This window comes from Streptomyces iranensis (assembly GCF_017874715.1).
Classification (GTDB): Bacteria; Actinomycetota; Actinomycetes; order Streptomycetales; family Streptomycetaceae; genus Streptomyces; species Streptomyces iranensis.
This window is the reverse complement of sequence record NZ_JAGGLR010000007.1, coordinates 218,063-239,284: the sequence shown is the minus strand read 5'-3', so window position 1 is coordinate 239,284 and position 21,222 is coordinate 218,063. Positions and strand designations below refer to the sequence as shown.

The window sequence follows — 21,222 nt, the reverse complement described above, 5'->3', positions numbered from 1 at the left end:
CCGGTCCTCGGTGGGCCTGCGGTAGGTTGCCCGCCATGACCGAACTGGGGCCCGTCACCTGGCCACCTGCCCCGATACGGACCGAGCGGCTGGTGCTCCGCGAGCCCGAGCCCCGGGACCGCGCGACGTTCATCGAGCTGCTGGCGTCGCCAGAGGTGCACACCTACCTCGGCGGTCCCCGGGCGCGTGACAAGCTCGAGCGCGAGATGCCCGGGACGCCCGCGCGGCGGCCCGGGAATTTCGTCGTCGATCTCGACGGGGCGATGATCGGCCAGATCCTGCTCAGGCGGGCTACGGACCACCGCCGCCCGGCAGCCACGGGAAAGGTCGACCTCGGCTACCTGTTCCTGCCGCGAGTGTGGGGATTCGGGTACGCCGCCGAGGCGTGCGCGGCGGCACTCGACTGGCTCGACGGCGCCCTCCCCGGCGAGCCGGTGGTCCTCACCACCCAGACCGCCAACGCCGGCTCGATGCGCCTCGCGGCAAAGCTGGGGTTCACCGAGGTGGAGCGGTTCCACGCATGGGACGCCGAACAGTGGCTCGGCCTGCGGTCCCCGGTCACGCCGTCCGGTTGAGCTGGGAACGTGCGATGCGGAATCCCACGTCGTCGACCTGGAAAGTCGGGTGGCTGCGGCGCCGCGCGGAGGCCCGGCAGCTCCAGGGCTCGTCGAACCAGCCTCCGCCGCGCAGCACCCGGTAGGCGCCGTAGACCTCGGCGTCGTAGATGTCCCAGCACCAGTCCCAGACATTGCCGAGCATGTCGTAGAGGCCCCACGGATTGGGCCGTTTGCGACCCACGTCGTGGATCTGCTCATGGGAGTTGCCGCGGTACCAAGCGATCTCGTCGAGAGGTCCGTAGTGCGGTCCGGTCGTACCGGCGCGGCAGGCGTGCTCCCACTCGGCTTCGGTAGGCAGCCGGTACCCGTCGGCGGACGTGTCCCACTCGATGCCTTCGCCGTCGGCATGGAGGTGGTAGGCGGGCGCGAACCCGTCGCGTTGGGACAGGGCGTTGCAGAATTGGACCGCATCCCACCAGGAAACGCTCTCGACGGGCAGTGGGGCCCCCTGGGCGGTGCTCGGCCACAGGCCGGTGACCTGTGAGTACTGTGCCTGGGTGACTGGGAAAGCCGCGAGTTCGTAGGGCGCGAGCTCGACCGACCAGCTGCGTTGTGTCCGCCGGTCCGACAGCGTTACCTGCCCCGGCGGGATGGCGATCATCTTTCCCGCGCTCGCATCCATGGACAGGTGATCATATCGGTACCCGTTCTGGACAACCGGTCAGGACGCCGGGCCGGACCGGCGCGCCATCGTCAGCAGTGAGCTCGATCTGCGCGGCCAGTTCGTACAGCGCGGTGTTGCCCTGTCCAGACGTCAGGTTGTGCTGCAGCACATCGGGCCCAGCGATCCGCTCGGCCAGCGCCTCGACATCGGTCCCGTCCGTACGCCTACCCCCGTGGCGCCGGGCGGGGCTTCTTTGCGTTCGCGGACGTTCCCGAATGACGTTGTAAAGTCGCGGGGGCAGCCCGCACGGTGCACGGTGGAGGGGATTCCTGTTGAGGGGAGAGGCGCATGTCCGGTCACATATACCGGGTGACGGAACTCGTCGGCTCGTCCACCGAGAGCATCGACGACGCGATCAGGAGCGGCGTCGACCGGGCTTCCAAGACTCTTCGGGAACTGGACTGGTTCGAAGTCACGGAGATCCGCGGGCATCTCGAAGGCGGGCGCATCGCGCACTACCAGGTGGGGCTGAAGCTCGGATTCCGGCTCGAGGACACGACTTCCTGACGGGCTCGAACGCACGTGGCGCGGTGCCTCACCGCGCCACGCTCCGCGAGCCGGACGGGCGGCCCTTACGGCACCACGGTGACCGGCCAGCGCCCGGCCTTGACCAGCCGTACGGCCACCGAGCCGACGAAGCGGTGCCCGGCCTGCTCGGACGCGCCCACCACCACGGCGTCGGCCTTCAGCTCATCGGCCGCCTGGGCCAGTCCGTTGTACGGATCGCCCCGGTGGGTGTGGAACTCCCAGCGCACCTCGAAGACGCCGCGCAGCCGCTCGGTGGCCTCCCGCATCTCGCGCATCAGCTCCTCGGCCACCTCACCCGTGGTGTCGGCCACCGAGGCCCCGAGGGCCGCCCCCGCGGCCAGCACCGGCTGGATGTAGACCACGACCAGCAGCGCCTTCTGGCGTCTAGCGAGCCCGGCGGCGTAGGCCGTGGCGCGCCAGGAGGATTCGGAACCGTCCAGTCCGGCCACGATGACCTTCGGTCCGTCGGTTCCCCGTTCAAAAGACGGAGGGAGTTTGTCCACCACATCTGCGAGGCTAGCGCCAGGGACGGTCCGGTGATCACCCGGCCCGTCCCGCGGTGCTCGCGCACCGCGACCGCGTCATGAGCGCCACCGTACGACAGGAGAGACAATGAGCGGCACCCACGGGGGCGAACTCCTCGCCATCAGCGACCTTCATGTGGCCTATCCGGAGAACCGGGCGATCGTGGAGCGGCTGCGGCCCGGCTCCGACGACGACTGGCTGATCGTCGCGGGGGACGTCGGCGAGGTCTTCTCGGAGATCGAGGAGGTCCTCGGCCTGCTGAGCGAGCGCTTCGCCAAAGTCATCTGGTCACCCGGGAACCACGAGCTGTGGACCCATCCCAAGGACCCCTTGGAAGTCAGGGGGGTGGCGCGTTACGAGGCGCTGGTGGAGATGTGCCGGGCGAAGGGCATCGTCACGCCCGAGGACCCCTACCCGCTCTGGGAGGGCGTCGGCGGGCCGCTGGTCATCGCCCCGCTGTTCCTGCTCTACGACTACACCTTCCGCCTCGACGGCCTGGCCACCAAGGACGCCGCGCTGGCCCACGCCCATGAGGCGGGGGTGGTCTGCACCGATGAGCACTTCCTGCACCCCGACCCCTACCCCACCCGCGACGCGTGGTGCCGGGCCCGGGTCGCCGAGACCGAGGCGCGGCTGGCGGCCGTCGACCCGGAGCTGCGGACCGTGCTCATCAACCACTGGCCGATGACCCGGCTGCCCACCCGGGTGCTGCGCTACCCCGACTTCGCGCTGTGGTGCGGCACCGAGCTGACCGCCGACTGGCATGTGCGGTTCCGGGCCGAGACGGTCGTCTACGGCCATCTGCACATCCCCCGGACGACCGTGGAGGACGGGGTGAAGTTCCAGGAGGTCTCGGTCGGCTACCCCCGGGAGTGGAAGGCTCACGGCCGACTGCCCGAGGACCCGCTGCGCCGGATTCTCCCGGTGCCGGTGGCATAGGGGCCGCGCGGTGTCCGGTGGGCTCGGGGGGCCCGGTGGCTCAGGGCCTCGCGACGGGCGGGGCCCTTTGACGGGCGGGGCCCCGTGACGGGCAGGGCGTCCTGATGGGCAGGGCCTCCTGATGCGCGGGGCGTCCTCACGCGCGGGGCGTCCTGACGCGCGGGGTGTCTTGACGGGCCCGGAGGGCGGCGCCGTACGGTCTCGGCTGTGAACCCTGTCGAGGCGTTCCTCCCCGAGACCTACACCGCCGGTGTCCCGTACGCCCTGTTCGGCGAATTGCGGGTCACCCGCCCCGTCTGCCGGATCGACGAACCCGCGGTCGGGGCCTGGTCGGCCGGCCCCGGCTTCTGGGCGGTGTTCCGGCACGCCGACGTCAAACACGTCCTGCGCACCCCCGAGGTCTTCTCCTCCCACCTCGGGGCCACCCAGATCCGCGACCCCGACACGCCCGCCGACCTGGAGTTCGTGCGGGCGATGATGCTCAACCAGGACCCGCCCGACCACTCCCGCAGCCGCCGCATCGTCTCCGCGGCCTTCACCCCGCGCGCCGTACGGGAGCTGGAGGCGGTCATCGAGGAGCGCGCGGCGGCGCTCGTGGACTCCGTGGCGGGGCGCGGCGAGACCGACTTCGTGGAGCTCGCCGCCGATCTGCCGGTCTGGACCCTCGCCCAGGTGATGGGCGTCCCCGAGAGCGACCGGCGGCTGCTGTTCGACTGGGCCGGCAGGGTCATCGGCTACCAGGACACCGACTACGCCGGGCTGTCCACCGCGGCCCGCGAGGAGCTGAGCCCCATCGGGCGCGCCGCCCTCGCCCACCGGCCGTCCTCGGCGCCGCGCCGCCCCGACGGTCGGCCGATGAACCCGCGCTCCCGTGAGGCCCTGGCCGATATGTTCGCCTACGCCCACGCACTCGCCGAGCGGCCCCGGCCGGGCAGTGTGATGGCGCGGATGCGGGAGGGCGGGCTGAGCCGGGACGAGTTCGAGAACATGTTCTTCCTCTTCGCCGTGGCGGGCAACGAGACGCTGCGCAACGGCATCCCCGGCGGGCTGCTCACCCTGCTCGACCACCCCGAGAGCCTGCGGCTGCTGCTCGACCGGCCCGAGCTGACCGGTTCCGCGGTGGAGGAGATGCTGCGCTACTGGCCGCCCGTCATCGACTTCCGGCGCACCGCCACCCGCGATGTTGAGCTGGGCGGACAGCTCATCCGGCGCGGTGAGAAGGTCGTCGTCTTCCACGCCTCGGCCAACCGCGACGAGACGGTCTTCACCGACCCCGACCGGTTCGACATCACCCGCGCCCCCAACGACCACCTGAGCTTCGGCTTCGGGCCGCATGTCTGCCTGGGCGCGCATCTGGCCCGGGTCCAGATGCGGGCCATGCTGCGCGCCGCCCTGGACCGGCTGCCGGGGCTGCGCCGGGCCGGTGAGCCGGTGCGGCTCACCTCCAACTTCCAGAACGGGCTCAAGACTCTCCCCGTGCGCTGGGGAACAGATCGGTGAAGGCCGTGGTCGAGTCGCCGACCGACCGTCCGAAGGGCTCGTCGAAGTCCCACACCAGGAAGAGCAGGAAGACGATGAGCGCGGTGAACATCACCGCGAGCATCAGCTCCCGGGGCGAGCGGCGGATCTGCAGGGTGAAGACCAGCCCGATCACCAGCGCCGCGCCGAGCACCAGGCCGAACCAGACCAGCGGGGGCATGGTGGACCCAGCGCTCTGCTGCCGGGCGCCACGCGCGTCGTCCACGGCGGCCACCTGATCCACCATCGGCTGATACGCCTGCGACTGGAGGTCGTTGTGCGGGGCCGCGAGGGTGACATCGCGGCGCAGGGTGGTCAGCAGCTCGGTGCCGCGGTCGGTGAGCTCGCCCTTGTCGATCATCACCTTCCACTCGGTGTGCACCACATGGTCCACATACGTGTCCACGTCGTCGCGGATGCGGTCGCGCACCGGGCCGGGGTAGACGCTCGCCCGCTCGGCCACCTCGTGCAGCGCCTGCGCCTCCGTACGGACCCCGTCCTGCGCGGCGGAGCGCGCCTCCCAGACACCGGCGATGGCCAGGCCCAGCACGATCGCGTAGACCACGCCGATCATCATGATCATGTAGTCGAGGACATCGGGGGTCTCGTCCGGATCGTCCTCCTCCCCGAGTCTGCGGGAGTTGAGGACCGCCCCGGTCACCACGACCGCGCAGGTCCCGGCCATCACCAGGGTCATAATCAGCCATTCGGGCATGGATGAACCTCCCAAGCGGTTCGGCGGTGGGCCGTCAGCCGCGCCGCCCGCCGCGCGCGCCGGAGCGCGAACGCGGACGGAGAGCGGCGGCCGCGAGGACCGCGGGCGCGGTGAGCAGCAGAGTGAAGGTGACCAAGGAGGTCCCGTTGTCGGGCTTCTTGCGCGCGGGTTTCTCATACGCGTGCATCTCGACGGCCCGGGTCCTGGTCGGTGCGGGAGCCGGCGCGGGGGGCGATGCCGGAGGCTGGGTACGCGAGGGCGGGGACGGCGGCAGCGGCAGCGCGGGCGCGCGGGTGGGCCCCGGCGCGGGGAGCCGCGGAGCGGGCGTGGGGGAGGGGGCCCGCGGCGTCGGGGTGGGGGGAGGAGTGGGGGTCGGCGTGGGTGTGGGCGTACGGCTCGGCGTGGCGGACGGGCTGGGGGTGGGCGTCGAGGACGGCGTCGGCGTCGGCGTCGGGGTGGGCGTAGGAGTCGGCGACGGCGTCGGCGTCGGCGTCGGCGTAGGAGTGGGCGTCGGCGTAGGAGTGGGCGTAGGGGTCGGCGTCGGCTTGGGTGGTTTGGGACACCAGCCGTATCGGGCGACGAGGCCGACCGGGCCCGCCGAGGCGGCGACGCATACGCACAGGCCCGGACCGATCCGGATCCGCACCGAGGCGAGCGGTCCGTCGTCCGGGCCCCCGGCCCAGGACCGGGTATGGGCCGTCGGCCGGGGGGAGGCGGGCGCGCTCGCCGGACCGTCACCGTCCTCGTCGGCCAGGGCTGTCGCCCCCGCCGACGTGAGGACAAGGGCAGTGGCCAGGACCCCCGCACGCCATACGCGCTGCCATCGCTTCACGAGGAGATATTCGGCCGAACGGGCGCCCGCCAGCCGTGTGACCACAGGAATTCCCCCGAATAGGGGAATGGGTGGTGCTGACATTGGCGCATCGAGGTTTAGCCGAGGACATTCCCCTCATGCCCGCTCGGCCGACCGGGGCGGCCCGCCCCGGTCAGCCGAGCGCGCCGGTCACGGCTCGCCGAAGCTCCCATGCCGTCCCGCGCCCGCAGCGAACCGCGCCGCGCCGTCCAGCCCCTCGGCCAGCGCCGCCCGACCGTGGCGCAGCTCCCGCGCCATGGCCTCGTCCTCCGGCAGCCCCTCCTGTTCCAGCAGCGAGGTCCGGTCCGAGCGCAGACACGTCTGCGGAAAGCGGGCGATCTCGGCCGCCAGCCGCTCCGCCGCCGCGCGCGCCCGCCCCGGCGATACGACGCGGTTGGCGAGCCCGATGGCGTACGCCTCGTCGGCCGGTACCGGCCGTCCCGTCAGCACCAGGTCCATCGCCCGGCTCGCACCGATCAGCCGGGGCAGCCTTACCGTTCCGCCGTCGATCAGCGGGACGCCCCAGCGGCGGCAGAACACCCCGAAGACCGCGTCCTCCTCGGCGATGCGCAGATCGCACCAGAGCGCCAACTCCAGCCCGCCCGCCACCGCGTGGCCGCTGACCGCCGCGATCACCGGCTTGGACAGCCGCAGCCGGGTGGGCCCCATCGGGCCGTCGCCGTCCTCGGCCACCCGGTTGCCGCGCGGTGTGCCGACCGCCCTCAGATCGGCGCCGGAGCAGAAGGTGCCGCCCTCGCCCCACAACACCGCGACCCGCGCCTCGGGGTCGGCGTCGAAGGCGCGGAAGGCGTCGGCCAGCGCCCCGGCGGTCGTGCCGTCGACGGCGTTGCGCACCTCGGGGCGGGAGAGCACGACCGTGGTGACCGGACCCTCCCGCTCCGTGCGCACCGTAAGGCGCGCACCGGCCGCGTCCTCCGCTGCTTCGTGTGGATCGGCCGGGCCGTCCGAGGGCGTCACCGCGCGTCCTTCGGGCGGGCCCGCTCCAGGATCGGGCCGGTGTCGGTGCCGGGCGGCAGGGTGCCGAAGGCGTGCCCCCAGTCCCCGTCGAGCCGCGAGGCGCAGAACGCGTCGGCGACCGCCGGATGGCTGTACCGCACCAGCAGGCTGCCCTGGAGCACCAGCGTCATCTGCTCGGCCACCCGGCGCGCCAGCAGCTGCGCCCGCTCGGGGTCGGTGAGCTGCGGCAGCAGCCCGCGCAGCCGGTCCACGGCCGCGTCCAGCCGGGCGTCCGCCCCGGCCGCGGCGTCGACCTCGGCCAGGAACGCCTCCAGGGCGCCGTTCTCCCGGCCCAGCGCGCGCAGCACGTCCAGCGCGGCGACGTTCCCCGAGCCCTCCCAGATCGACAGCAGAGGCGCCTCGCGGTACAGGCGCGGCATCCCGGACTCCTCCACATAGCCGTTGCCACCCAGGCACTCCAGGGCCTCGGCGGCGTGGGTGGCGCCGCGCTTGCACACCCAGTACTTGCTCACCGCGAGCCCCAGCCTGCGCAGCGCCGCCTCGCTCTCGTCCCCGGCCTCGGCGCGGTCCAGAGCGGACGCGAGCCGCATCGCGAGCGTGGTGGCCGCCTCCGACTCGACCGCCAGGTCGGCGAGCACATTGCGCATCAGCGGCTGGTCGACCAGCTCGGCGCCGAACGCCCGGCGGTGCTCGGCGTGGTGCAGCGCCTGCCGCAGCCCGGCCCGCATGCCCGCCGCCGAACCGATGACGCAGTCCAGCCGGGTGACGTTGACCATCTCCACGATGGTCCGCACCCCGCGGCCCGGTTCGCCGACCCGCCAGGCGAGGGCGGACTCGTACTCGATCTCGGCCGACGCGTTGGACCGGTTGCCCAGCTTGTTCTTGAGCCGCATCAGCCGCAGCGGATTGCGGCCGCCGTCCGGCAGCACCCGGGGCACCAGGAAGCAGGTGACGCCCTCCTCCGCCTGGGCCAGTGTGAGGAAGACGTCGCTCATCGGCGCGGACGTGAACCACTTGTGGCCGGTGAGCACGTATCGGCCCGCACCGTCCGGTACGGCCCGGGTGGTGTTGGCGCGCACGTCCGAGCCGCCTTGCTTCTCCGTCATCGACATGCCCGCGATCAGGCCCCGCTTGCCCAGCGGCGGGCGCAGCCCGAAGTCGTAGCTGCGGGCGGCGAGCAGCGGTTCGTACACGGCGGCGAGCTCCGGCTCGGCGCGCAGTGCCGGGACCGCGGCGTACGTCATGGAGATCGGGCAGCCATGGCCGGGCTCGGCCTGTGCGAAGGCGTAGAACTTGGCCGCCCGCACCAGATGGGCGCCGGGGCGGGTCTCGCTCCACGCCGCCGCGTGCTGGCCGCTCGCCACGGCGACCTCCATCAGCTGGTGGTAGGCGGGGTGGTACTCGACCTCGTCGACGCGATGGCCGTAGCGGTCGTGGGTGTGCAGCACCGGGGGGTGCTCCTCGGCCATCCGCGCCCAGTCCTGCACCTCCGCGGAACCGGCTCGCGCGCCCAGTTCCCGCACCTCCTGTTCGCCCCAGTCGCCGCCGTGCCGCCGCAGGGCCTCGAGCAGGGCGGGGTCGTCCGCGGTACTGAAGCCGATGAGCGGCGGGGCCTGGTTGAGGACCTCGTGCGTAGCGCTCATGGCAGACATCTCCTCGTTCGTGGTGGTCTCCCGGGTCCGGCCGGGTCTTACACTTCTAGTATGCGCGACGAAGAATTGTAATGGGTAGGGTTTCGCGTAACCATGGACGACACCGGAACGCTCCCCCTGCGGCCGCTGACCGCGCGCTCGGTCGTGCTCAGTACCCTGCTGGGCCTCCATCCGCCCCGGCTGCCCGCCCGCGCCCTGGTGCGCGTCGGCGCGCTCTTCGGCACCGCCGAGGGCACCATCCGGGTCGCGCTCACCCGGATGGTCGCGGCCGGTGACCTGGAGCAGAGCGGTGGCACCTACCGGCTCACCGACCGGCTGCTGGCCCGCCAGGCACGACAGGACGAGAGCCGCGCCCCCCGCACCCGCCGTTGGGACGGCGCCTGGGAGATCGCGATCGTCACCTCCGACCGGCGCGAGGCGGCCGAGCGCACCGCCCTCCGCCAGGCCATGGCCACCCTGCGCCTGGCCGAACTGCGCGAGGGCACCTGGATGCGCCCCGCCAACCTCGTCCACCCGCGCCCGGACGTCGCCGCCGAGCAGTGCGGCTGGTTCACCGGCGCGCCGGAGGGCGATCCGGCCGAGCTCGCCGCGCGCCTGTGGGACCTGGACGGCTGGGCACACCAGGCCCGGCTGCTCGGCGCGGCGCTGGACGACGCGGAGGAACCGGCCGACCGCTTCACCGTCGCGGCCGCCGCCCTCCGCCACCTCCTCGCCGACCCCGTCCTCCCCGGCCGGCTCCTGCCGGAGGACTGGCCGGGTGCGGAGCTGCGCCGCCGCTACGACGCCTTCGAACGCGACTTCCGGGCGTGGCTGCCGCGATACGCGGGCGGCGGCTGACCGTGCCGGCGTCCCTCGGCCGGAGACGTCGTCCCGCGCCCGGCTACGCCGATTCGCGGATCACCAGCTCCGTGGGGAGGACCAGCGCCGGTTCGATGCTCTCCCCGGCGGTCAGGCGCAGCAGTTGGCGGGCCAGACGGCGGCCGATGCCGGCTATCGGCTGGCGCACGGTGGTCAGCGGGGGTTCGGTGTAGCGCGCGGGCTCTATGTCGTCGAATCCGACCACCGCCACGTCGTCCGGCACCCGCCGGCCCGCCCGGCGCAGCGCCCGCAGCACCCCGATCGCCATCAGGTCGGAGGCCACGAACACCCCGTCCAGCCGCGGCTCCCGGTCCAGCAGCTCCCGCATCGCGACCGCCCCCGACTCCTGGGTGAAGTCCCCGACCGCGACATGCGCCGCCAGCCGTGACCCGTCCAGCGCCGCCCGGTAGCCCGACAGCCGGTCCATTCCGGCGACCATGTCCTGCGGGCCCGCGACGGTGGCGACGCGGGTACGCCCGGAGCGGATCAGATGCTCCACGGCCAGCGCCGCGCCCGCCGCGTTGTCCACCCCCACGTACGGCGGCGACGCCGGGCCCGGCACCCGTTCGTTGCAGACCACCGGGATGCCCATCCGGGCCAGCGCGGCGGGCAGCGGATCGGCGCCGTGCATCGACGCGACCATGACCCCGTCCACGTGGCGGGCCAGCGCGAAGCGCTCGATGCGGTCGCGGCTGGCGGCGGAGCGGGCCATCATCAGCACCAGCTGCTTGTCCGCGGCCTCCAGCTCCTGGCTCACCCCGCGCACCACGCCCGGGAAGAACCGGTCGTCGGAGAAGACCCGGCCCGGCTCCTCGGGGAGCACCAGCGCGAAGGAGTCGGTGCGCTGGGTGACCAGGCTGCGGGCCGCCTGGTTGGGGATGTAGCCCAGCTCCTGGATGGCGCTCAGGACCGCCTCCCGGCTGTCCTCGCCGACCTTGGTCGAGCCGTTGACGACACGGGAGACGGTGGCGCGCGAGACACCCGCGCGCCGCGCCACGCTCTCCAGGGTGGGCCGGGGCCGGTGCATCCGCGCATACCTCGCTGTTCGCTCACTGACGGGTCGATACAGCATGGATCAAGACCGGTCAGGGCGCGAGGACGCGGGCGCGGCAAACCGACGGGGAGCCCCAGGCGGAGCGCAGGGCGCGGGCCTTGCGGATCCACAGCGAGAGGTCGTACTCGTCGGTGTAGCCGAGCGCGCCGTGCAGTTGGAGGGCGGTGCGCGCCGCCGTGTACGCGGCCTCGCCGGTGGCCACCTTCGCCGCGGCGACCTCCGCGCGGGCGCCGCCCGTGGACCCCGACGCGAGCGCGCCGCCCGCGGGCCCCGACGCGAGTGCGCCGTCCGCGGGCCCCGACGCGAGCGCCACCGCGGCTCCGTACAGCAGCGGCCGGGCGAACTCCAGGCCGATGAGCGCGTCCGCCAGCCGGTGCTTCACCGCCTGGAACGAGCCGATCGGGCGGCCGAACTGGGTGCGCTGTCCGACGTACGTCGCGGTGCGCTCCACCAGCGCGAGCCCGGCGCCGAGCGACAGCGCGGCCGTGGCGAAGGCGGCCCAGTCCGCGGCGCGTGCGGCGGCCGCGGCCACGGCCGGGCCCCGGGCGAGCAACTCACCGCCGGGCAGCGGCCGGGCCAGCCGCCGGGCCGGGTCGAACGAGGGCTGGACCGGCCCGTGCCCCGGGGCCAGCCACAGCTCCTCGCCCGCGACGGCGAAGACGGCGTCTGCGGCGTCCGCGTCCAGCGCGTACGGCCCGCCGTCGGCCGCCGCGAGCGTCACCAGCGCCCGTCCGTCGGCGATCCGGGGCAGCCAGTCCTTGGCCACCTGCCCGCTCCGCGCCGTGCCGCCCTCGGCGAGCGCCCCCAGCAGCACCGCGGCGGCGGCCGTCTCGGCCAGGGGCCCCGGCACGGCGTGCCGTCCCGCCGCGACGTACGCCACGCTCAGCTCGACGGGCAGCGGCCCGACGCCCTCGTACGCCTGCGGTACGGCCAGCCCGGTCACTCCGGCGTCGGCGAGCCGCCCCCACACCGCGCGCCCCGGCGCGTGCTCGCCGCGCCCCCAGGCCCGGATGGCGTGCGGCGTGTCGGCCCCGCCGAGCATCCGGTCCACGGTGCGGCCGAAGTCCGTCTGCGCCTGATCCAGCATGAACCTCATCCGGGCGCCCTCTCGTCGGCCAATGGGCTCGTCACCTGCCGAGGGGCGCACCGCCTCGGCCGCGGCCACGGGCCCGTCACCCTCACCGGCGTCCCTTCGGCAGGCCCAGCAGTCGCTCGGCGATGATGTCGCGCTGGATCTCGTTCGTGCCCGCGTAGACCGGGCCCGCCAGGGCGAAGGTGTAGCCGTCGGACCACGGGCCGGGCGCGTCCCGGTCGTCGGCGGCGTCGGACAGTTCGCCGTGGGGTCCCAGCAGGTCCAGGGCCGTCTCGTGGAGGGCGATGTCCAGCTCCGACCAGAAGACCTTGTTCAGGCTGGACTCGGCCCCGAGCGAGCCCCCGGCGGCCAGGCGGGAGGCGCCCGCGCAGGCGAAGAGCTCATACGCGCGGGCGCCGATCACCGCGTCCGCGACCCGGTCCCGTAGCGCGGCCGCCTCGATCCCCGCAGCGCTCCCGGCCTCGTCCGCCCGCTCCCGCCACAGCGCCACCAGGCGCCGCGCCGCCGCGGTGAACCGGCCGGGGCTGCGCAGGGTCAGCCCGCGCTCGTTGCCCGCCGTGCTCATCGCGATGCGCCAGCCCTGCCCCGGCTCGCCGATGACGTCCTCGTCGGGGACGAACACCTCGTCCAGGAAGAGCTCGGCGAAGGCGGGCTTGCCGTCGAGGCGGCCGATGGGGCGCACGGTCACACCGGGCGCGTCCAGGGCGAACATCAGATACGTCAGCCCCCGGTGCGGTGCGTCAGCCGCCGGGTCGCTGCGGAACAGGCCGAAGGCCCGGTCCGCGAAGGCGGCCCGGGACGACCAGGTCTTCTGTCCGCTCAAGCGCCAGCCACCGTCGGTGCGGCGGGCGGTGGAGCGCAGCGAGGCGAGGTCGGATCCCGACTCGGGTTCGGACCACGCCTGGGCCCAGATCGTCTCGCCGCGCGCCATCGGCGGCAGGATCCGGGCGCGCTGCTCGGCGCTGCCGTGCTCGAAGAGGGTGGGGGCGAGCAGGCTGACCCCGTTCTGGCTCACCCGGCCGGGCGCGCCCGCCGCGTAGTACTCCTCCTCGAACAGCAGCCACTCGATCACCGACGCGCCCCGGCCGCCGTACTCCTCGGGCCAGGTCACCGCCGACCAGCGGCCGGCCGCGAGGGCGCGCTCCCAGGCGCGGTGCGCCGCGAACCCCTCGGCGGTCTCCAGGGAGGGGAGGGGGCTGGTGGGCGTGTGCGCGGCCAGCCACCGCCGGGCCTCGGCCCGGAACGCCGACTGCCGCTCGGTGAGATCGAGGTCCATCGACGCACCACCCCCTCCATCGGCTCCTTGGGCGGGTTCCCTAACAAGTGTTTGGTAGGTTACCGTGGCGTCGTGATGGACAACAAGGCGCCGTACGTCCCCGGCCATGGCCTCCTTACCGGTCGCACGGCCGTCATCACCGCCGCCGCGGGCGCCGGGATCGGCGGCGCCACGGCCCGCCGGTTCCTCGAGGAGGGCGCGCGTGTCGTCCTCGGCGACGCCCATGAGCGCCGGCTGAAGGAGACGGTTGCCACGCTCGCCGCGGAGTTCGGCGAGGAGCGGGTCGCCGGACGCGTCAGCGATGTGACCGACGAGGCCCAGATCGCCACGCTGTACGACCTCGCCGAGGAGCGCCACGGACGGCTGGACGCGGTGGTCAACAACGCCGGGCTCGGTGGCACCGCCCTGCTGACCGAGATGACCGACGAACAGTGGGACAAGGTCATCGACGTCACCCTGAACGGCACCTTCCGCTGCACCCGCGCGGCGCTGCGCCGGATGAGGGCGGGCGGCCACGGCGGCGTCGTGGTCAACAACGCCTCGGTCGTCGGCTGGCGCGCCCAGGCCGGTCAGGCCCACTACGCGGCGGCCAAGGCGGGCGTCATGGCGCTCACCCGCTGCGCCGCGGTCGAGGCCGCCGCGTACCGGGTGCGGGTCAACGCGGTCTCGCCGAGCCTGGCCATGCATCCGCATCTGGTGAAGGTCACCACCCCCGAACTGCTGGCCGCGCTCACCGAGCGCGAGGCCTTCGGCCGGTACGCCGAGCCCTGGGAGGTGGCCAACGTCATCGTCTTCCTGGCCAGCGGCTACTCGTCGTACATGACGGGCGAGACGGTGTCCGTGAGCAGCCAGCACCCATGAGGCGAGAATGAGAGCGTGCCGAATTCCACCAGGAACCGCGCTTCCACCGGAAACAGCGCGAAGAACAGCGAGAAGAAGACGACCGTGACCCCGTCCCCCGAGCGACGGCGCGAACTGCTCTCGACCGCGGCGGAGGTCTTCGCCGCCCAGGGGTACAACGCGACCACCGTCCGCCGGATCGCGGACGAGGCGGGGATGCTCGCGGGCAGCCTCTACTACCACTTCGACTCCAAGGAGTCGATGGTCGACGAGATCCTCTCCACCTTCCTTAACGAGCTCTGGGCCGGGTACGACGAGGTGCTCGGCGCCGGACTCGGCCCCCGGGACACCGTCGAGGCACTCGTCACCGAGTCCTTCCGGGAGATCGACCGGCACCGCGCCGCCGTCGCGATCTACCAGAAGGAGTCCAAACACCTGTCCACTCAGCCGCGCTTCCGCTATCTCACCGAATCGCAGGGGAGATTCGAGCGGGCATGGCTGGGCGCGCTCGAGCGCGGTGTGGCCGAGGGGGTCTTCCGCGCCGACCTCGACATCCGGCTGGCGTACCGCTTCCTGCGCGACACGGTGTGGGTCGCCGCCTCCTGGTACCGGCCGGGCGGCCGGCACAGCCCCGAGGAGATCGCCCGTCAGTATCTGTCGATGGTCCTGGACGGCATCACTCCGCGAGAAGAACAGACACGTCGAGACCGGACGCAACGAGAGACGTAACGAAAGACGCAACGAGAGACACAACGAGAGACACAACGACCGTAAGACCGTCACGACCTGAGGGATCCCAAGGAGCTGCCATGCCCGAGGCATACATCGTGGAAGCGGTAAGGACGCCGGTGGGGCGGCGGAAGGGCGGGTTCGCCTCCGTCCACCCCGCCGACCTCGGCGCCCATGTCCTGCGCACGCTGATGGAGCGCTCGGGCGCCGACCCGGCCGCCGTCGAGGACGTCGTCTTCGGCTGTCTGGACACGGTGGGCCCGCAGGCCGGGGACATCGCGCGCACCTGCTGGCTGGCCGCCGGGCTCCCGGAGGAGGTTCCGGGCGTGACCGTCGACCGGCAGTGCGGCTCCTCGCAGCAGGCCCTGCACTTCGCCGCCCAGGCGGTGCTCTCCGGCACCCAGGACCTGGTGGTCGCGGGCGGGGTGCAGAACATGTCGATGGTGCCCATCGGCTTCGCCAGCGGCAAAGCCAGTGAGTCCCTGGGGCTGACCGAAGGCCCCTTCGCGGGCTCGGAGGGCTGGCGGGCGCGCTACGGAGACCGGCCGGTCAGCCAGTTCTACGGCGCCGAGCTGATCGCCGAGAAGTGGGGCATCACCCGCGAGGCCATGGAGGAGTTCGCCCTGGGCTCGCACCAGCGGGCGCTGCGCGCCATCGACGAGGGCCGCTTCGACCGCGAGACCGTCCCGTTCCGGGACGTCTCGGTGGACGAGGGGCCGCGCCGGGACACCAGCCTGGAGAAGATGGCCGCGCTCAAGCCGCTCATCGAGGGCGGGCGGCTCACCGCCGCGCTCTCCTCCCAGGTGTCCGACGGCGCCGCGGCCCTGCTGCTCGCCTCCGAACAGGCCGTACGGGAGCACGGCTTGACCCCGCGCGCCCGGGTGCACCATCTGTCGGTGCGCGGCGAGGACCCGATCCGGATGCTGTCCGCACCCATACCGGCGACCGCGCACGCGCTGAAGAAGACCGGGCTGACCATCGGCGACATCGACCTGGTCGAGATCAACGAGGCGTTCGCCCCCGTCGTCCTGGCCTGGCTGAAGGAGACCGGCGCCGACCCCGAGCGGGTCAACGTCAACGGCGGCGCCATCGCCCTGGGCCACCCGCTCGGCGCCACCGGCGCCAAGCTGATGACGACCCTCCTGCACGAACTGGAGCGCACCGGAGGCCGCTACGGCCTGCAGACCATGTGTGAGGGGGGCGGCCAGGCGAACGTCACGGTCGTCGAGCGGTTGTGAGGACTCCGACCGGCCGCCTTCCCGTGGCGACCGGGCCCGGCTCCACAGATGATGGTGCTGCTCCGAGGGCGGGACCGAGGCCGGGAGGACAGTGCCATGGCGTGCGGATCGACCAAGCTCTGGAACGGCGAGGCCACCTGGTTCTGTTGTGGCAGCGCCTGGGGTCCGTGCGCCTCCGCGGGCGGCGGCGCATGCGGCACCTGCCGGTCCAGCGCCCTGCAGGCCGCCTGGCCCAACGCCTCCAAGGCGTGCTGGGACATCACCCGGCCGGACCTGTGCGGCGAGGACATACCCCGGCGCGGCTGCGGCTCGGTGATGAAGGTGCGCCATGACTGCTCGGGCGCGAGCGTCTGTGTCACCGTCAGCGACTGCGGCCCCCGCACCCGCAGCTTCTGCTCCGAGTCCACCTGCTGCGACGGGGTCTGCCGTACCAACCGGGTCATCGACCTCACCCCCGCCGCCTTCTCCGCCATCGGCAGTCTGAGCTCCGGCACCCTGCCGGTCTCCATCTTCGAATGAGGCGGGCCCGGCCATGAGCGCGTACCGAACCGGCGACCCCCTCGACCGCCGTCGCTTCCTCACCACCGCCGCCCTCCACGGCGCCACCGTCGTCGGGGCGACCGCCCTGGGCGCGGTGGACGCCGACGCCGCCTTCGCGGCGCCCATCCGCCCCCTGGACCCCGCGGTCGCCGAGAGTGCCTTCGCCGAGGGGCGGATCACCGCGATCAACGACGACGTCCTGGCGGTCGCGGGCTCCTACGGCGACCACTCCCGGGTGCGGGTCACGGGCGCCACCAGCGTCTGGAAGGCCCGCGCCACCACCGCGGCCGACATCGAGACCGGCGACGGCCTCTACGCCCGCGGCGTCCCCCTGCCCGACGGCACCCTCGCCGCGGACGCGGTGTGGGTCAACATCGTGAACCTCCACGCCACCATCCGCGGCATCGAGAAGACCCGGCTGCACCTCGCCCACGGGCAGCACGAGATCGTCGGCAACCTCATGGCGGAGACCACCAGCGCCGCGTACGGCACCGCCTCGCCCACCGCCGATCTGTCCCGGCTCACCATCGGGCAGAGCGCCCAGGTGCTGGGCGCGTGGCGGCCGTCCGACGGCTCCGTGGACCTGGTCCGGGTCGCGGTCGCCCCCGGCGCGGGGAGGCGGCGGTGAGCGCCCTGGTCCGCGACCTCGCATCGCTGGTGCTCGCCGGGGTGCTGGGGCCGGCCGGTGCGGGCAAGCTGTTCGGGCGGGGCACCGCCCGGCAGGCGCCCCGTACCGCGCTCGCGCGGCTGCTGCGCGACGGCGGCCGGGCCGCGCTCGCCCTCCGCGTCCTCGGCGCGGTCGAACTCCTCCTCGCCGCCGGGCTGCTGGCACCGCCCGCCACCCCGCTCCCGGGGGCGGCGGCCGCCCTCCTCGGCGCGGGCTTCCTCGGCTACCTCGGCTACGCCCGCGCCGCCGCACCCGGCTCCTCCTGCGGCTGTACGGCGCGGCAGGACGCCCCCCTCACCTGGCGCGCCTTCGTCCGCGCCGCCGCGGTCCTCGCGGGCGGGGCCGCGGCGGCCCTGGCCCAGCAGCCCTGGTGGACCGCGGCGGGCCGCCGTCCGGCCGCGGCGCTGTGCCTGGTCCTGGCCGCCGCGGCGGCCCTGACGGCCCTCGCCGCCGATCCGGACCGCCGCTGGCGGATGCCGCTGCGCCGGCTGCGGCTGCGGATCACCGGGCATCCGCTCGCCGCGACCGGAGCCGGGACGGCGGTCCCGGTCGCCGCGACCGTCGAACTGCTGGAGCGTTCGCGCGCCTGGCAGAGCGTCTCCCGCGTGGTGCGCTCCGCGCTGCTGGACCACTGGGACGACGGCGGCTGGCGCATCCTGCAGTTCGCCGGGGTGTACGGGGGCGGCCAGGCCGCGAGGCCCGTGCTGGTGCTCTTCGCGGTGGACGCCGGGGCCAGCCTGGACACGGTGCGCGAGCCCGCCGTTCGGGTCAGCGTCCTCGACGCGGACAGCGGGGCCCCGGTCATGGCCACGGCGTGAGGCCCGCCGAGCGGACCCCGACGGCGGCCCGGACGCCGCGCGGGTGTTCCGGGGGGAGTCCCGGCGGAGCTCCCGGCGGAACGTCACCACCCCGAGTAGCCTGGACGGCACTGCCCAGGTCGAGCCGGTGGCGCGAGTAGGGGAGTGGGTATGTCCGAGAATCGGACCGCGTCCGGCTCCCGAGGGCCCAGGTCCTGGTCCTGGTGGCAGCGGCTGGAGGACGCGTTCGACCGGTCCGCGATCGGACGCGGATGGCGCCGGGGCAGCGAATTCGAGCTGCTGCACCGCGCGATGGGCTTCGCCGCCCTGGGCTTTCTCACCCTGGTGCCCCTGCTGATCGTGGTCGCCGCGGCCGACCCGGTGAACCGGCTCGGCTTCGCCCAGTGGCTGGCCGAGGGCCTCGGGCTCACCTCGACCTCGCGGGACGAGGTACAGCGGCTGTTCGCCCCGCCCAAGCAGGCGCTGGAGTCCACCACCGCCTTCGGTCTGGCCACGCTCGCCATCTTCGGACTGCGCTTCGGCACGGTGCTCCAGGTCGGCTACGAGAAGGTGTGGGAACTGCCGGCCGGCCGCTGGCACACCGTCTGGCGCCATCTGGTGTGGCTCGTGGTGCTGATCTGCTATCTGCTGCTCTCCGCCCATCTGGAGCCCGGCCTCTCCCGGGTGCTGGTGGCGGTGCTGGGCACGGTGCTGTTCTTCTGGTGGTCGCAGCGGCTGCTGCTCGGGGGGCGGATCAGCTGGGGCGCCCTGCTGCCCGGCGCGCTGGCGACCAGCATCGGGCTGCTGGGGCTGCGGGTCTTCTCCCAGCTGGTGTTCTCCCCGCTGATCGCCTCCAGCACGGTCTCCTACGGCCCGGTCGGCACCGTCCTGGTCGTCCAGTCCTGGCTGGTCGGTGTCGGCTTCGTGGTCTTCGGCGGTGCGCTCGTCGGGCGGGTGCTGCACGAGGACTATCTGCGGATGGTGGCTTGGCGCCGCAAGCGGCGCCGCGACCGGGCCAAGGCGGCCGAACCGCCGGGGTGACGCCCCGGCCCGCGGCCACGTTGCCCCAGCCCGCGGGCGACGGCCGCCCTCATGACCGTCAGGCCCTGTCCCGGCCCCGAAACGCCGTCGCCCCGGGCCTTGGGCGCCTGGCATGCTGGCGGTGTGAATGGACCCGAGATCCACGTCAGCCTCGCCCCTGAACTGCGATTCTTCGCCGTTCCCGAGCGGCGCCGCCCCTGGACGGCCGTCGCCACCGACGGCGTCTCCACCCTCGGCCATGTGGTCGAGTCGCTGGGGGTGCCGCTCACCGAGGTGGGCAGGCTGCTGGTGAACGGCGAGGAGGCCGCCGTCTCGCGTGTGCCGGGCGCGGGGGAGACCGTGGAGGTCCAGCCGGTCGTCCGCCCGCAGCGGGTGCCGGGCGCCCCGCTGCGCTTCCTGCTCGATGTGCACCTGGGCACGCTCGCGCGGCGGCTGCGGCTGCTGGGCGTGGACGCCGCGTACGAGAGCGAGGACATCGGCGACCCCGAGCTGGCCGCGCGCTCCGCCGCCCAGCGCCGGGTGCTGCTTTCCCGCGACCGGGGGCTGCTGCGCCGCCGCGAGCTGTGGGCCGGGGCGTATGTCTACAGCGACCGCCCCGATGAGCAACTTCGCGACGTCCTCGGCCGGTTCACCCCGAGCCTGGCGCCCTGGACCCGCTGCACCGCCTGCAACGGCCCGCTGGAGGACGCCGACAAGGAGACGGTCCGGGAGGAACTGCAGCACGGCACCCGGCGCACGTACGACGTCTTCGCGCGCTGCACGGTCTGTGAGCGGGTCTACTGGCGCGGTGCCCACCACGCCCGTCTGGAGGCCATCGTGGCCGGGGCGATGGGCGAGTTCGGCGACGCGCGGGCCGCGCTGTCCTGAGCGCCAGGCCGTTCGCCGCGCCGTCGAGCGGCACTAACGGCCGCAGCGGGGGCACTGGAAGTCATGTCCGCCCGCGGCGATTCCCTTGCCGCCGGCGCCGTAGGGAACCAGGACCATCTGGAGCCGTCCGCAGGCGCAGCGGCTCCAGACCACGACGCCCTCGCTGGTGGTGTGCCGGGAAACGATGGTGTGAGTGTCGGTGTTCATGGCAGCAGGATGACTCCGGCCGACCGTTGAGGTCCATTGCATGTTTTCCAGGTCATGTGTGCAAAATGATTTCATGATTGACCTGCGTCGGCTTCATATGCTCCGGGTGGTGCGCCAGCAGGGCACGGTCACCGCGGCCGCCGAGGCCCTGCACCTCACCCCGTCCGCTGTCTCCCACCACATGCGCGAGCTCGCGCGCGAGCTCAAGGTCCCGCTGCTGGAGCCGCACGGTCGCCGCGTCCGGCTGACCCCGGCCGGACACCTGCTCATCGAGCACGCCGACGCGCTGCTGGCCCGCTGGGAGGAGGCGCAGGCGGAGCTGGAGTCCTACCGGGCGGGCATGACCGGACCGCTGCGCATCGCGGGCTTCACCACCGCGATCAGCGGTCTGATCGCCCCCGCGGCCGGGCGGCTGCGGCACAGCCACCCCGACCTGCTGGTGCGGGTGCGCGAGTGCGACACCGAGGAGAGCATGGACCTGCTGGTGGCGGGCGAGGTGGATCTCGCGGTCGTGGAGCCCATCGAGGGCGGGCCGCCGCCGGATGACGCGCGGTTCGAGCAGAGCCCCCTGCTGGAGGAGCCGCACATCATGCTGGTGCCCGCCGACCACCGGCTGGCGGGGGCGGTGTCGGTGCGGCTGGAGGACGCGGCGGCCGAGGACTGGATCGTCGCCGACGCGGGCACCTGTGACCACGCCCAGCGGGTGCGGGTGCTGTGCGCGGCGGCCGGGTTCTCACCGCGGATCGTGCACGCCGCCACCCACTGGTCGGCGGTCTGGTCGCTGGTCGGGAACGGGCTGGGCGTCTCGCTCATCCCGCGGCTGGCCGAGGGCCCGGCGGGCCAGGCGGTCGCGCGGGTGCCGGTGGCGGGCGAGAACATGCCGACGCGGCGGATCCTCACCTGTGTGCGCCGGGGCAGCCGGCGGAGCCCGCTGATCGACCTCGGGATAGGGGCGCTGGAAGAGGCGGTGCGCCAGCACCAGAGCCTGGACGACTGGCCCCGGGCCGCCGCCTGACGGCTCACCAT

General features: G+C 73.6%; 25 protein-coding genes. 14 read left to right on the top strand and 11 right to left on the bottom strand.

All coding sequences use genetic code 11. The features are described from left to right. Positions 1-35 precede the first annotated feature (35 nt). Positions 36-575, top strand: a complete 540-nt coding sequence (locus tag J2Z30_RS14705) for a GNAT family N-acetyltransferase (RefSeq protein WP_044567901.1) — start codon at positions 36-38, stop codon at positions 573-575. On the opposite strand, the gene J2Z30_RS14700 is transcribed toward J2Z30_RS14705, so the two are convergent. Continuing rightward, positions 559-1,239, bottom strand: a complete 681-nt coding sequence (locus J2Z30_RS14700; RefSeq protein ID WP_044567900.1) for a formylglycine-generating enzyme family protein — start codon at positions 1,237-1,239, stop codon at positions 559-561. The genes J2Z30_RS14705 and J2Z30_RS14700 overlap by 17 nt on opposite strands. A gap of 330 nt (positions 1,240-1,569) precedes the next feature. On the opposite strand from J2Z30_RS14700, the gene J2Z30_RS14695 reads away from it, so the two are divergent. Next, positions 1,570-1,788, top strand: a complete 219-nt coding sequence (locus J2Z30_RS14695) for a dodecin (protein WP_044567899.1) — start codon at positions 1,570-1,572, stop codon at positions 1,786-1,788. Positions 1,789-1,853: 65 nt separating this feature from the next. Here J2Z30_RS14695 and J2Z30_RS14690 read toward each other — a convergent pair whose 3' ends face one another. Then, positions 1,854-2,315 carry a universal stress protein gene (locus J2Z30_RS14690; RefSeq protein WP_044567898.1) on the bottom strand — a complete coding sequence of 154 codons (462 nt, stop codon included), beginning with the start codon at positions 2,313-2,315 and terminating at the stop codon, positions 1,854-1,856. A gap of 106 nt (positions 2,316-2,421) precedes the next feature. On the opposite strand from J2Z30_RS14690, the gene J2Z30_RS14685 reads away from it, so the two are divergent. Beyond that, positions 2,422-3,273 (top strand): metallophosphoesterase family protein, encoded by an 852-nt coding sequence (locus tag J2Z30_RS14685; RefSeq protein ID WP_044567897.1) that lies wholly within the window; start codon positions 2,422-2,424, stop codon positions 3,271-3,273. Positions 3,274-3,480: 207 nt separating this feature from the next. Next, entirely contained in the window at positions 3,481-4,773 is a 1,293-nt protein-coding gene (locus tag J2Z30_RS14680; protein ID WP_044567896.1) for a cytochrome P450, read from the top strand. Here J2Z30_RS14680 and J2Z30_RS14675 read toward each other — a convergent pair. The 5 genes from J2Z30_RS14675 to J2Z30_RS14655 all read right to left on the bottom strand — a co-directional run bounded on the left by J2Z30_RS14675 (position 4,736) and on the right by J2Z30_RS14655 (position 8,980). After that, positions 4,736-5,506: a bestrophin-like domain gene (locus tag J2Z30_RS14675; protein WP_044567895.1), complete on the bottom strand. Its 771-nt coding sequence runs from the start codon at positions 5,504-5,506 to the stop codon at positions 4,736-4,738. The genes J2Z30_RS14680 and J2Z30_RS14675 overlap by 38 nt on opposite strands. A 34-nt stretch (positions 5,507-5,540) precedes the next feature. Further along, positions 5,541-5,693: a hypothetical protein gene (locus tag J2Z30_RS14670; RefSeq protein ID WP_167442832.1), complete on the bottom strand. Its 153-nt coding sequence runs from the start codon at positions 5,691-5,693 to the stop codon at positions 5,541-5,543. Further along, entirely contained in the window at positions 5,680-6,069 is a 390-nt protein-coding gene (locus tag J2Z30_RS14665) for a hypothetical protein (RefSeq protein ID WP_052701198.1), read from the bottom strand. Before J2Z30_RS14665 ends, J2Z30_RS14670 begins: the two co-directional genes overlap by 14 nt. 440 nt (positions 6,070-6,509) lie before the next feature. After that, positions 6,510-7,268 carry a crotonase/enoyl-CoA hydratase family protein gene (locus J2Z30_RS14660; protein ID WP_044580923.1) on the bottom strand — a complete coding sequence of 253 codons (759 nt, stop codon included), beginning with the start codon at positions 7,266-7,268 and terminating at the stop codon, positions 6,510-6,512. Between the two features lie 65 nt (positions 7,269-7,333). After that, positions 7,334-8,980, bottom strand: a complete 1,647-nt coding sequence (locus tag J2Z30_RS14655; protein ID WP_044567894.1) for an acyl-CoA dehydrogenase family protein — start codon at positions 8,978-8,980, stop codon at positions 7,334-7,336. 102 nt (positions 8,981-9,082) lie between these two features. On the opposite strand from J2Z30_RS14655, the gene J2Z30_RS14650 reads away from it, so the two are divergent. Next, positions 9,083-9,826, top strand: a complete 744-nt coding sequence (locus tag J2Z30_RS14650; protein ID WP_044567893.1) for a PaaX family transcriptional regulator C-terminal domain-containing protein — start codon at positions 9,083-9,085, stop codon at positions 9,824-9,826. Positions 9,827-9,869: 43 nt separating this feature from the next. Here J2Z30_RS14650 and J2Z30_RS14645 read toward each other — a convergent pair whose 3' ends face one another. From J2Z30_RS14645 to J2Z30_RS14635, 3 genes are all read right to left on the bottom strand, one after another. After that, entirely contained in the window at positions 9,870-10,874 is a 1,005-nt protein-coding gene (locus J2Z30_RS14645) for a LacI family DNA-binding transcriptional regulator (RefSeq protein ID WP_044567892.1), read from the bottom strand. A gap of 58 nt (positions 10,875-10,932) precedes the next feature. Continuing rightward, complete coding sequence (locus tag J2Z30_RS14640) at positions 10,933-11,997, bottom strand: acyl-CoA dehydrogenase family protein (RefSeq protein WP_044567891.1); 1,065 nt, start codon at positions 11,995-11,997, stop codon at positions 10,933-10,935. Positions 11,998-12,079: 82 nt separating this feature from the next. After that, a complete protein-coding gene (locus tag J2Z30_RS14635; RefSeq protein ID WP_044567890.1) occupies positions 12,080-13,270 on the bottom strand; it encodes an acyl-CoA dehydrogenase family protein in 1,191 nt (396 codons plus the stop codon). A gap of 75 nt (positions 13,271-13,345) precedes the next feature. Between J2Z30_RS14635 and J2Z30_RS14630 the strand changes: the two genes are divergently transcribed. The 8 genes from J2Z30_RS14630 to J2Z30_RS14595 all read left to right on the top strand — a co-directional run bounded on the left by J2Z30_RS14630 (position 13,346) and on the right by J2Z30_RS14595 (position 19,989). After that, positions 13,346-14,131, top strand: coding sequence for an SDR family oxidoreductase (locus J2Z30_RS14630; protein WP_044567889.1), 786 nt, complete (start codon positions 13,346-13,348; stop codon positions 14,129-14,131). Between the two features lie 84 nt (positions 14,132-14,215). Then, entirely contained in the window at positions 14,216-14,839 is a 624-nt protein-coding gene (locus J2Z30_RS14625; RefSeq protein WP_044580921.1) for a TetR/AcrR family transcriptional regulator, read from the top strand. 80 nt (positions 14,840-14,919) lie between these two features. Beyond that, a complete protein-coding gene (locus J2Z30_RS14620) occupies positions 14,920-16,077 on the top strand; it encodes an acetyl-CoA C-acetyltransferase (protein ID WP_044567888.1) in 1,158 nt (385 codons plus the stop codon). Positions 16,078-16,173: 96 nt separating this feature from the next. Next, entirely contained in the window at positions 16,174-16,596 is a 423-nt protein-coding gene (locus tag J2Z30_RS14615; protein ID WP_044567887.1) for a septal ring lytic transglycosylase RlpA family protein, read from the top strand. 13 nt (positions 16,597-16,609) lie between these two features. Next, positions 16,610-17,245 (top strand): hypothetical protein, encoded by a 636-nt coding sequence (locus tag J2Z30_RS14610; protein ID WP_020866286.1) that lies wholly within the window; start codon positions 16,610-16,612, stop codon positions 17,243-17,245. Further along, a complete protein-coding gene (locus tag J2Z30_RS14605) occupies positions 17,242-18,102 on the top strand; it encodes a MauE/DoxX family redox-associated membrane protein (RefSeq protein WP_044567886.1) in 861 nt (286 codons plus the stop codon). Before J2Z30_RS14610 ends, J2Z30_RS14605 begins: the two co-directional genes overlap by 4 nt. Positions 18,103-18,252: 150 nt before the next feature. After that, positions 18,253-19,122 (top strand): YhjD/YihY/BrkB family envelope integrity protein, encoded by an 870-nt coding sequence (locus J2Z30_RS14600; RefSeq protein ID WP_052701197.1) that lies wholly within the window; start codon positions 18,253-18,255, stop codon positions 19,120-19,122. 123 nt (positions 19,123-19,245) lie between these two features. Then, entirely contained in the window at positions 19,246-19,989 is a 744-nt protein-coding gene (locus J2Z30_RS14595) for a Mut7-C RNAse domain-containing protein (protein ID WP_044580919.1), read from the top strand. Between the two features lie 33 nt (positions 19,990-20,022). On the opposite strand, the gene J2Z30_RS14590 is transcribed toward J2Z30_RS14595, so the two are convergent. Next, positions 20,023-20,196 carry a hypothetical protein gene (locus J2Z30_RS14590; protein ID WP_209468677.1) on the bottom strand — a complete coding sequence of 58 codons (174 nt, stop codon included), beginning with the start codon at positions 20,194-20,196 and terminating at the stop codon, positions 20,023-20,025. A 73-nt stretch (positions 20,197-20,269) separates the two neighbouring features. On the opposite strand from J2Z30_RS14590, the gene J2Z30_RS14585 reads away from it, so the two are divergent. Then, positions 20,270-21,211 carry a LysR family transcriptional regulator gene (locus J2Z30_RS14585; protein ID WP_245387993.1) on the top strand — a complete coding sequence of 314 codons (942 nt, stop codon included), beginning with the start codon at positions 20,270-20,272 and terminating at the stop codon, positions 21,209-21,211. Positions 21,212-21,222 lie beyond the last annotated feature (11 nt).

Bases quoted from the DNA above. Each gene is read 5' to 3' on its own strand.
- J2Z30_RS14675 (WP_044567895.1), bottom strand. From the start codon at position 5,506: ATGCCCGAATGGCTGATTATGACCCTGGTGATGGCCGGGACCTGCGCG.
- J2Z30_RS14685 (WP_044567897.1), top strand. From the start codon at position 2,422: ATGAGCGGCACCCACGGGGGCGAACTCCTCGCCATCAGCGACCTTCAT.
- J2Z30_RS14640 (WP_044567891.1), bottom strand. From the start codon at position 11,997: ATGAGGTTCATGCTGGATCAGGCGCAGACGGACTTCGGCCGCACCGTG.
- J2Z30_RS14635 (WP_044567890.1), bottom strand. From the start codon at position 13,270: ATGGACCTCGATCTCACCGAGCGGCAGTCGGCGTTCCGGGCCGAGGCC.
- J2Z30_RS14650 (WP_044567893.1), top strand. From the start codon at position 9,083: ATGGACGACACCGGAACGCTCCCCCTGCGGCCGCTGACCGCGCGCTCG.
- J2Z30_RS14610 (WP_020866286.1), top strand. From the start codon at position 16,610: ATGAGCGCGTACCGAACCGGCGACCCCCTCGACCGCCGTCGCTTCCTC.
- J2Z30_RS14615 (WP_044567887.1), top strand. From the start codon at position 16,174: ATGGCGTGCGGATCGACCAAGCTCTGGAACGGCGAGGCCACCTGGTTC.
- J2Z30_RS14645 (WP_044567892.1), bottom strand. From the start codon at position 10,874: ATGCACCGGCCCCGGCCCACCCTGGAGAGCGTGGCGCGGCGCGCGGGT.
- J2Z30_RS14705 (WP_044567901.1), top strand. From the start codon at position 36: ATGACCGAACTGGGGCCCGTCACCTGGCCACCTGCCCCGATACGGACC.
- J2Z30_RS14630 (WP_044567889.1), top strand. From the start codon at position 13,346: ATGGACAACAAGGCGCCGTACGTCCCCGGCCATGGCCTCCTTACCGGT.
- J2Z30_RS14695 (WP_044567899.1), top strand. From the start codon at position 1,570: ATGTCCGGTCACATATACCGGGTGACGGAACTCGTCGGCTCGTCCACC.
- J2Z30_RS14700 (WP_044567900.1), bottom strand. From the start codon at position 1,239: ATGGATGCGAGCGCGGGAAAGATGATCGCCATCCCGCCGGGGCAGGTA.
- J2Z30_RS14585 (WP_245387993.1), top strand. From the start codon at position 20,270: ATGATTGACCTGCGTCGGCTTCATATGCTCCGGGTGGTGCGCCAGCAG.
- J2Z30_RS14655 (WP_044567894.1), bottom strand. From the start codon at position 8,980: ATGAGCGCTACGCACGAGGTCCTCAACCAGGCCCCGCCGCTCATCGGC.
- J2Z30_RS14670 (WP_167442832.1), bottom strand. From the start codon at position 5,693: ATGCACGCGTATGAGAAACCCGCGCGCAAGAAGCCCGACAACGGGACC.
- J2Z30_RS14590 (WP_209468677.1), bottom strand. From the start codon at position 20,196: ATGAACACCGACACTCACACCATCGTTTCCCGGCACACCACCAGCGAG.
- J2Z30_RS14600 (WP_052701197.1), top strand. From the start codon at position 18,253: ATGTCCGAGAATCGGACCGCGTCCGGCTCCCGAGGGCCCAGGTCCTGG.
- J2Z30_RS14620 (WP_044567888.1), top strand. From the start codon at position 14,920: ATGCCCGAGGCATACATCGTGGAAGCGGTAAGGACGCCGGTGGGGCGG.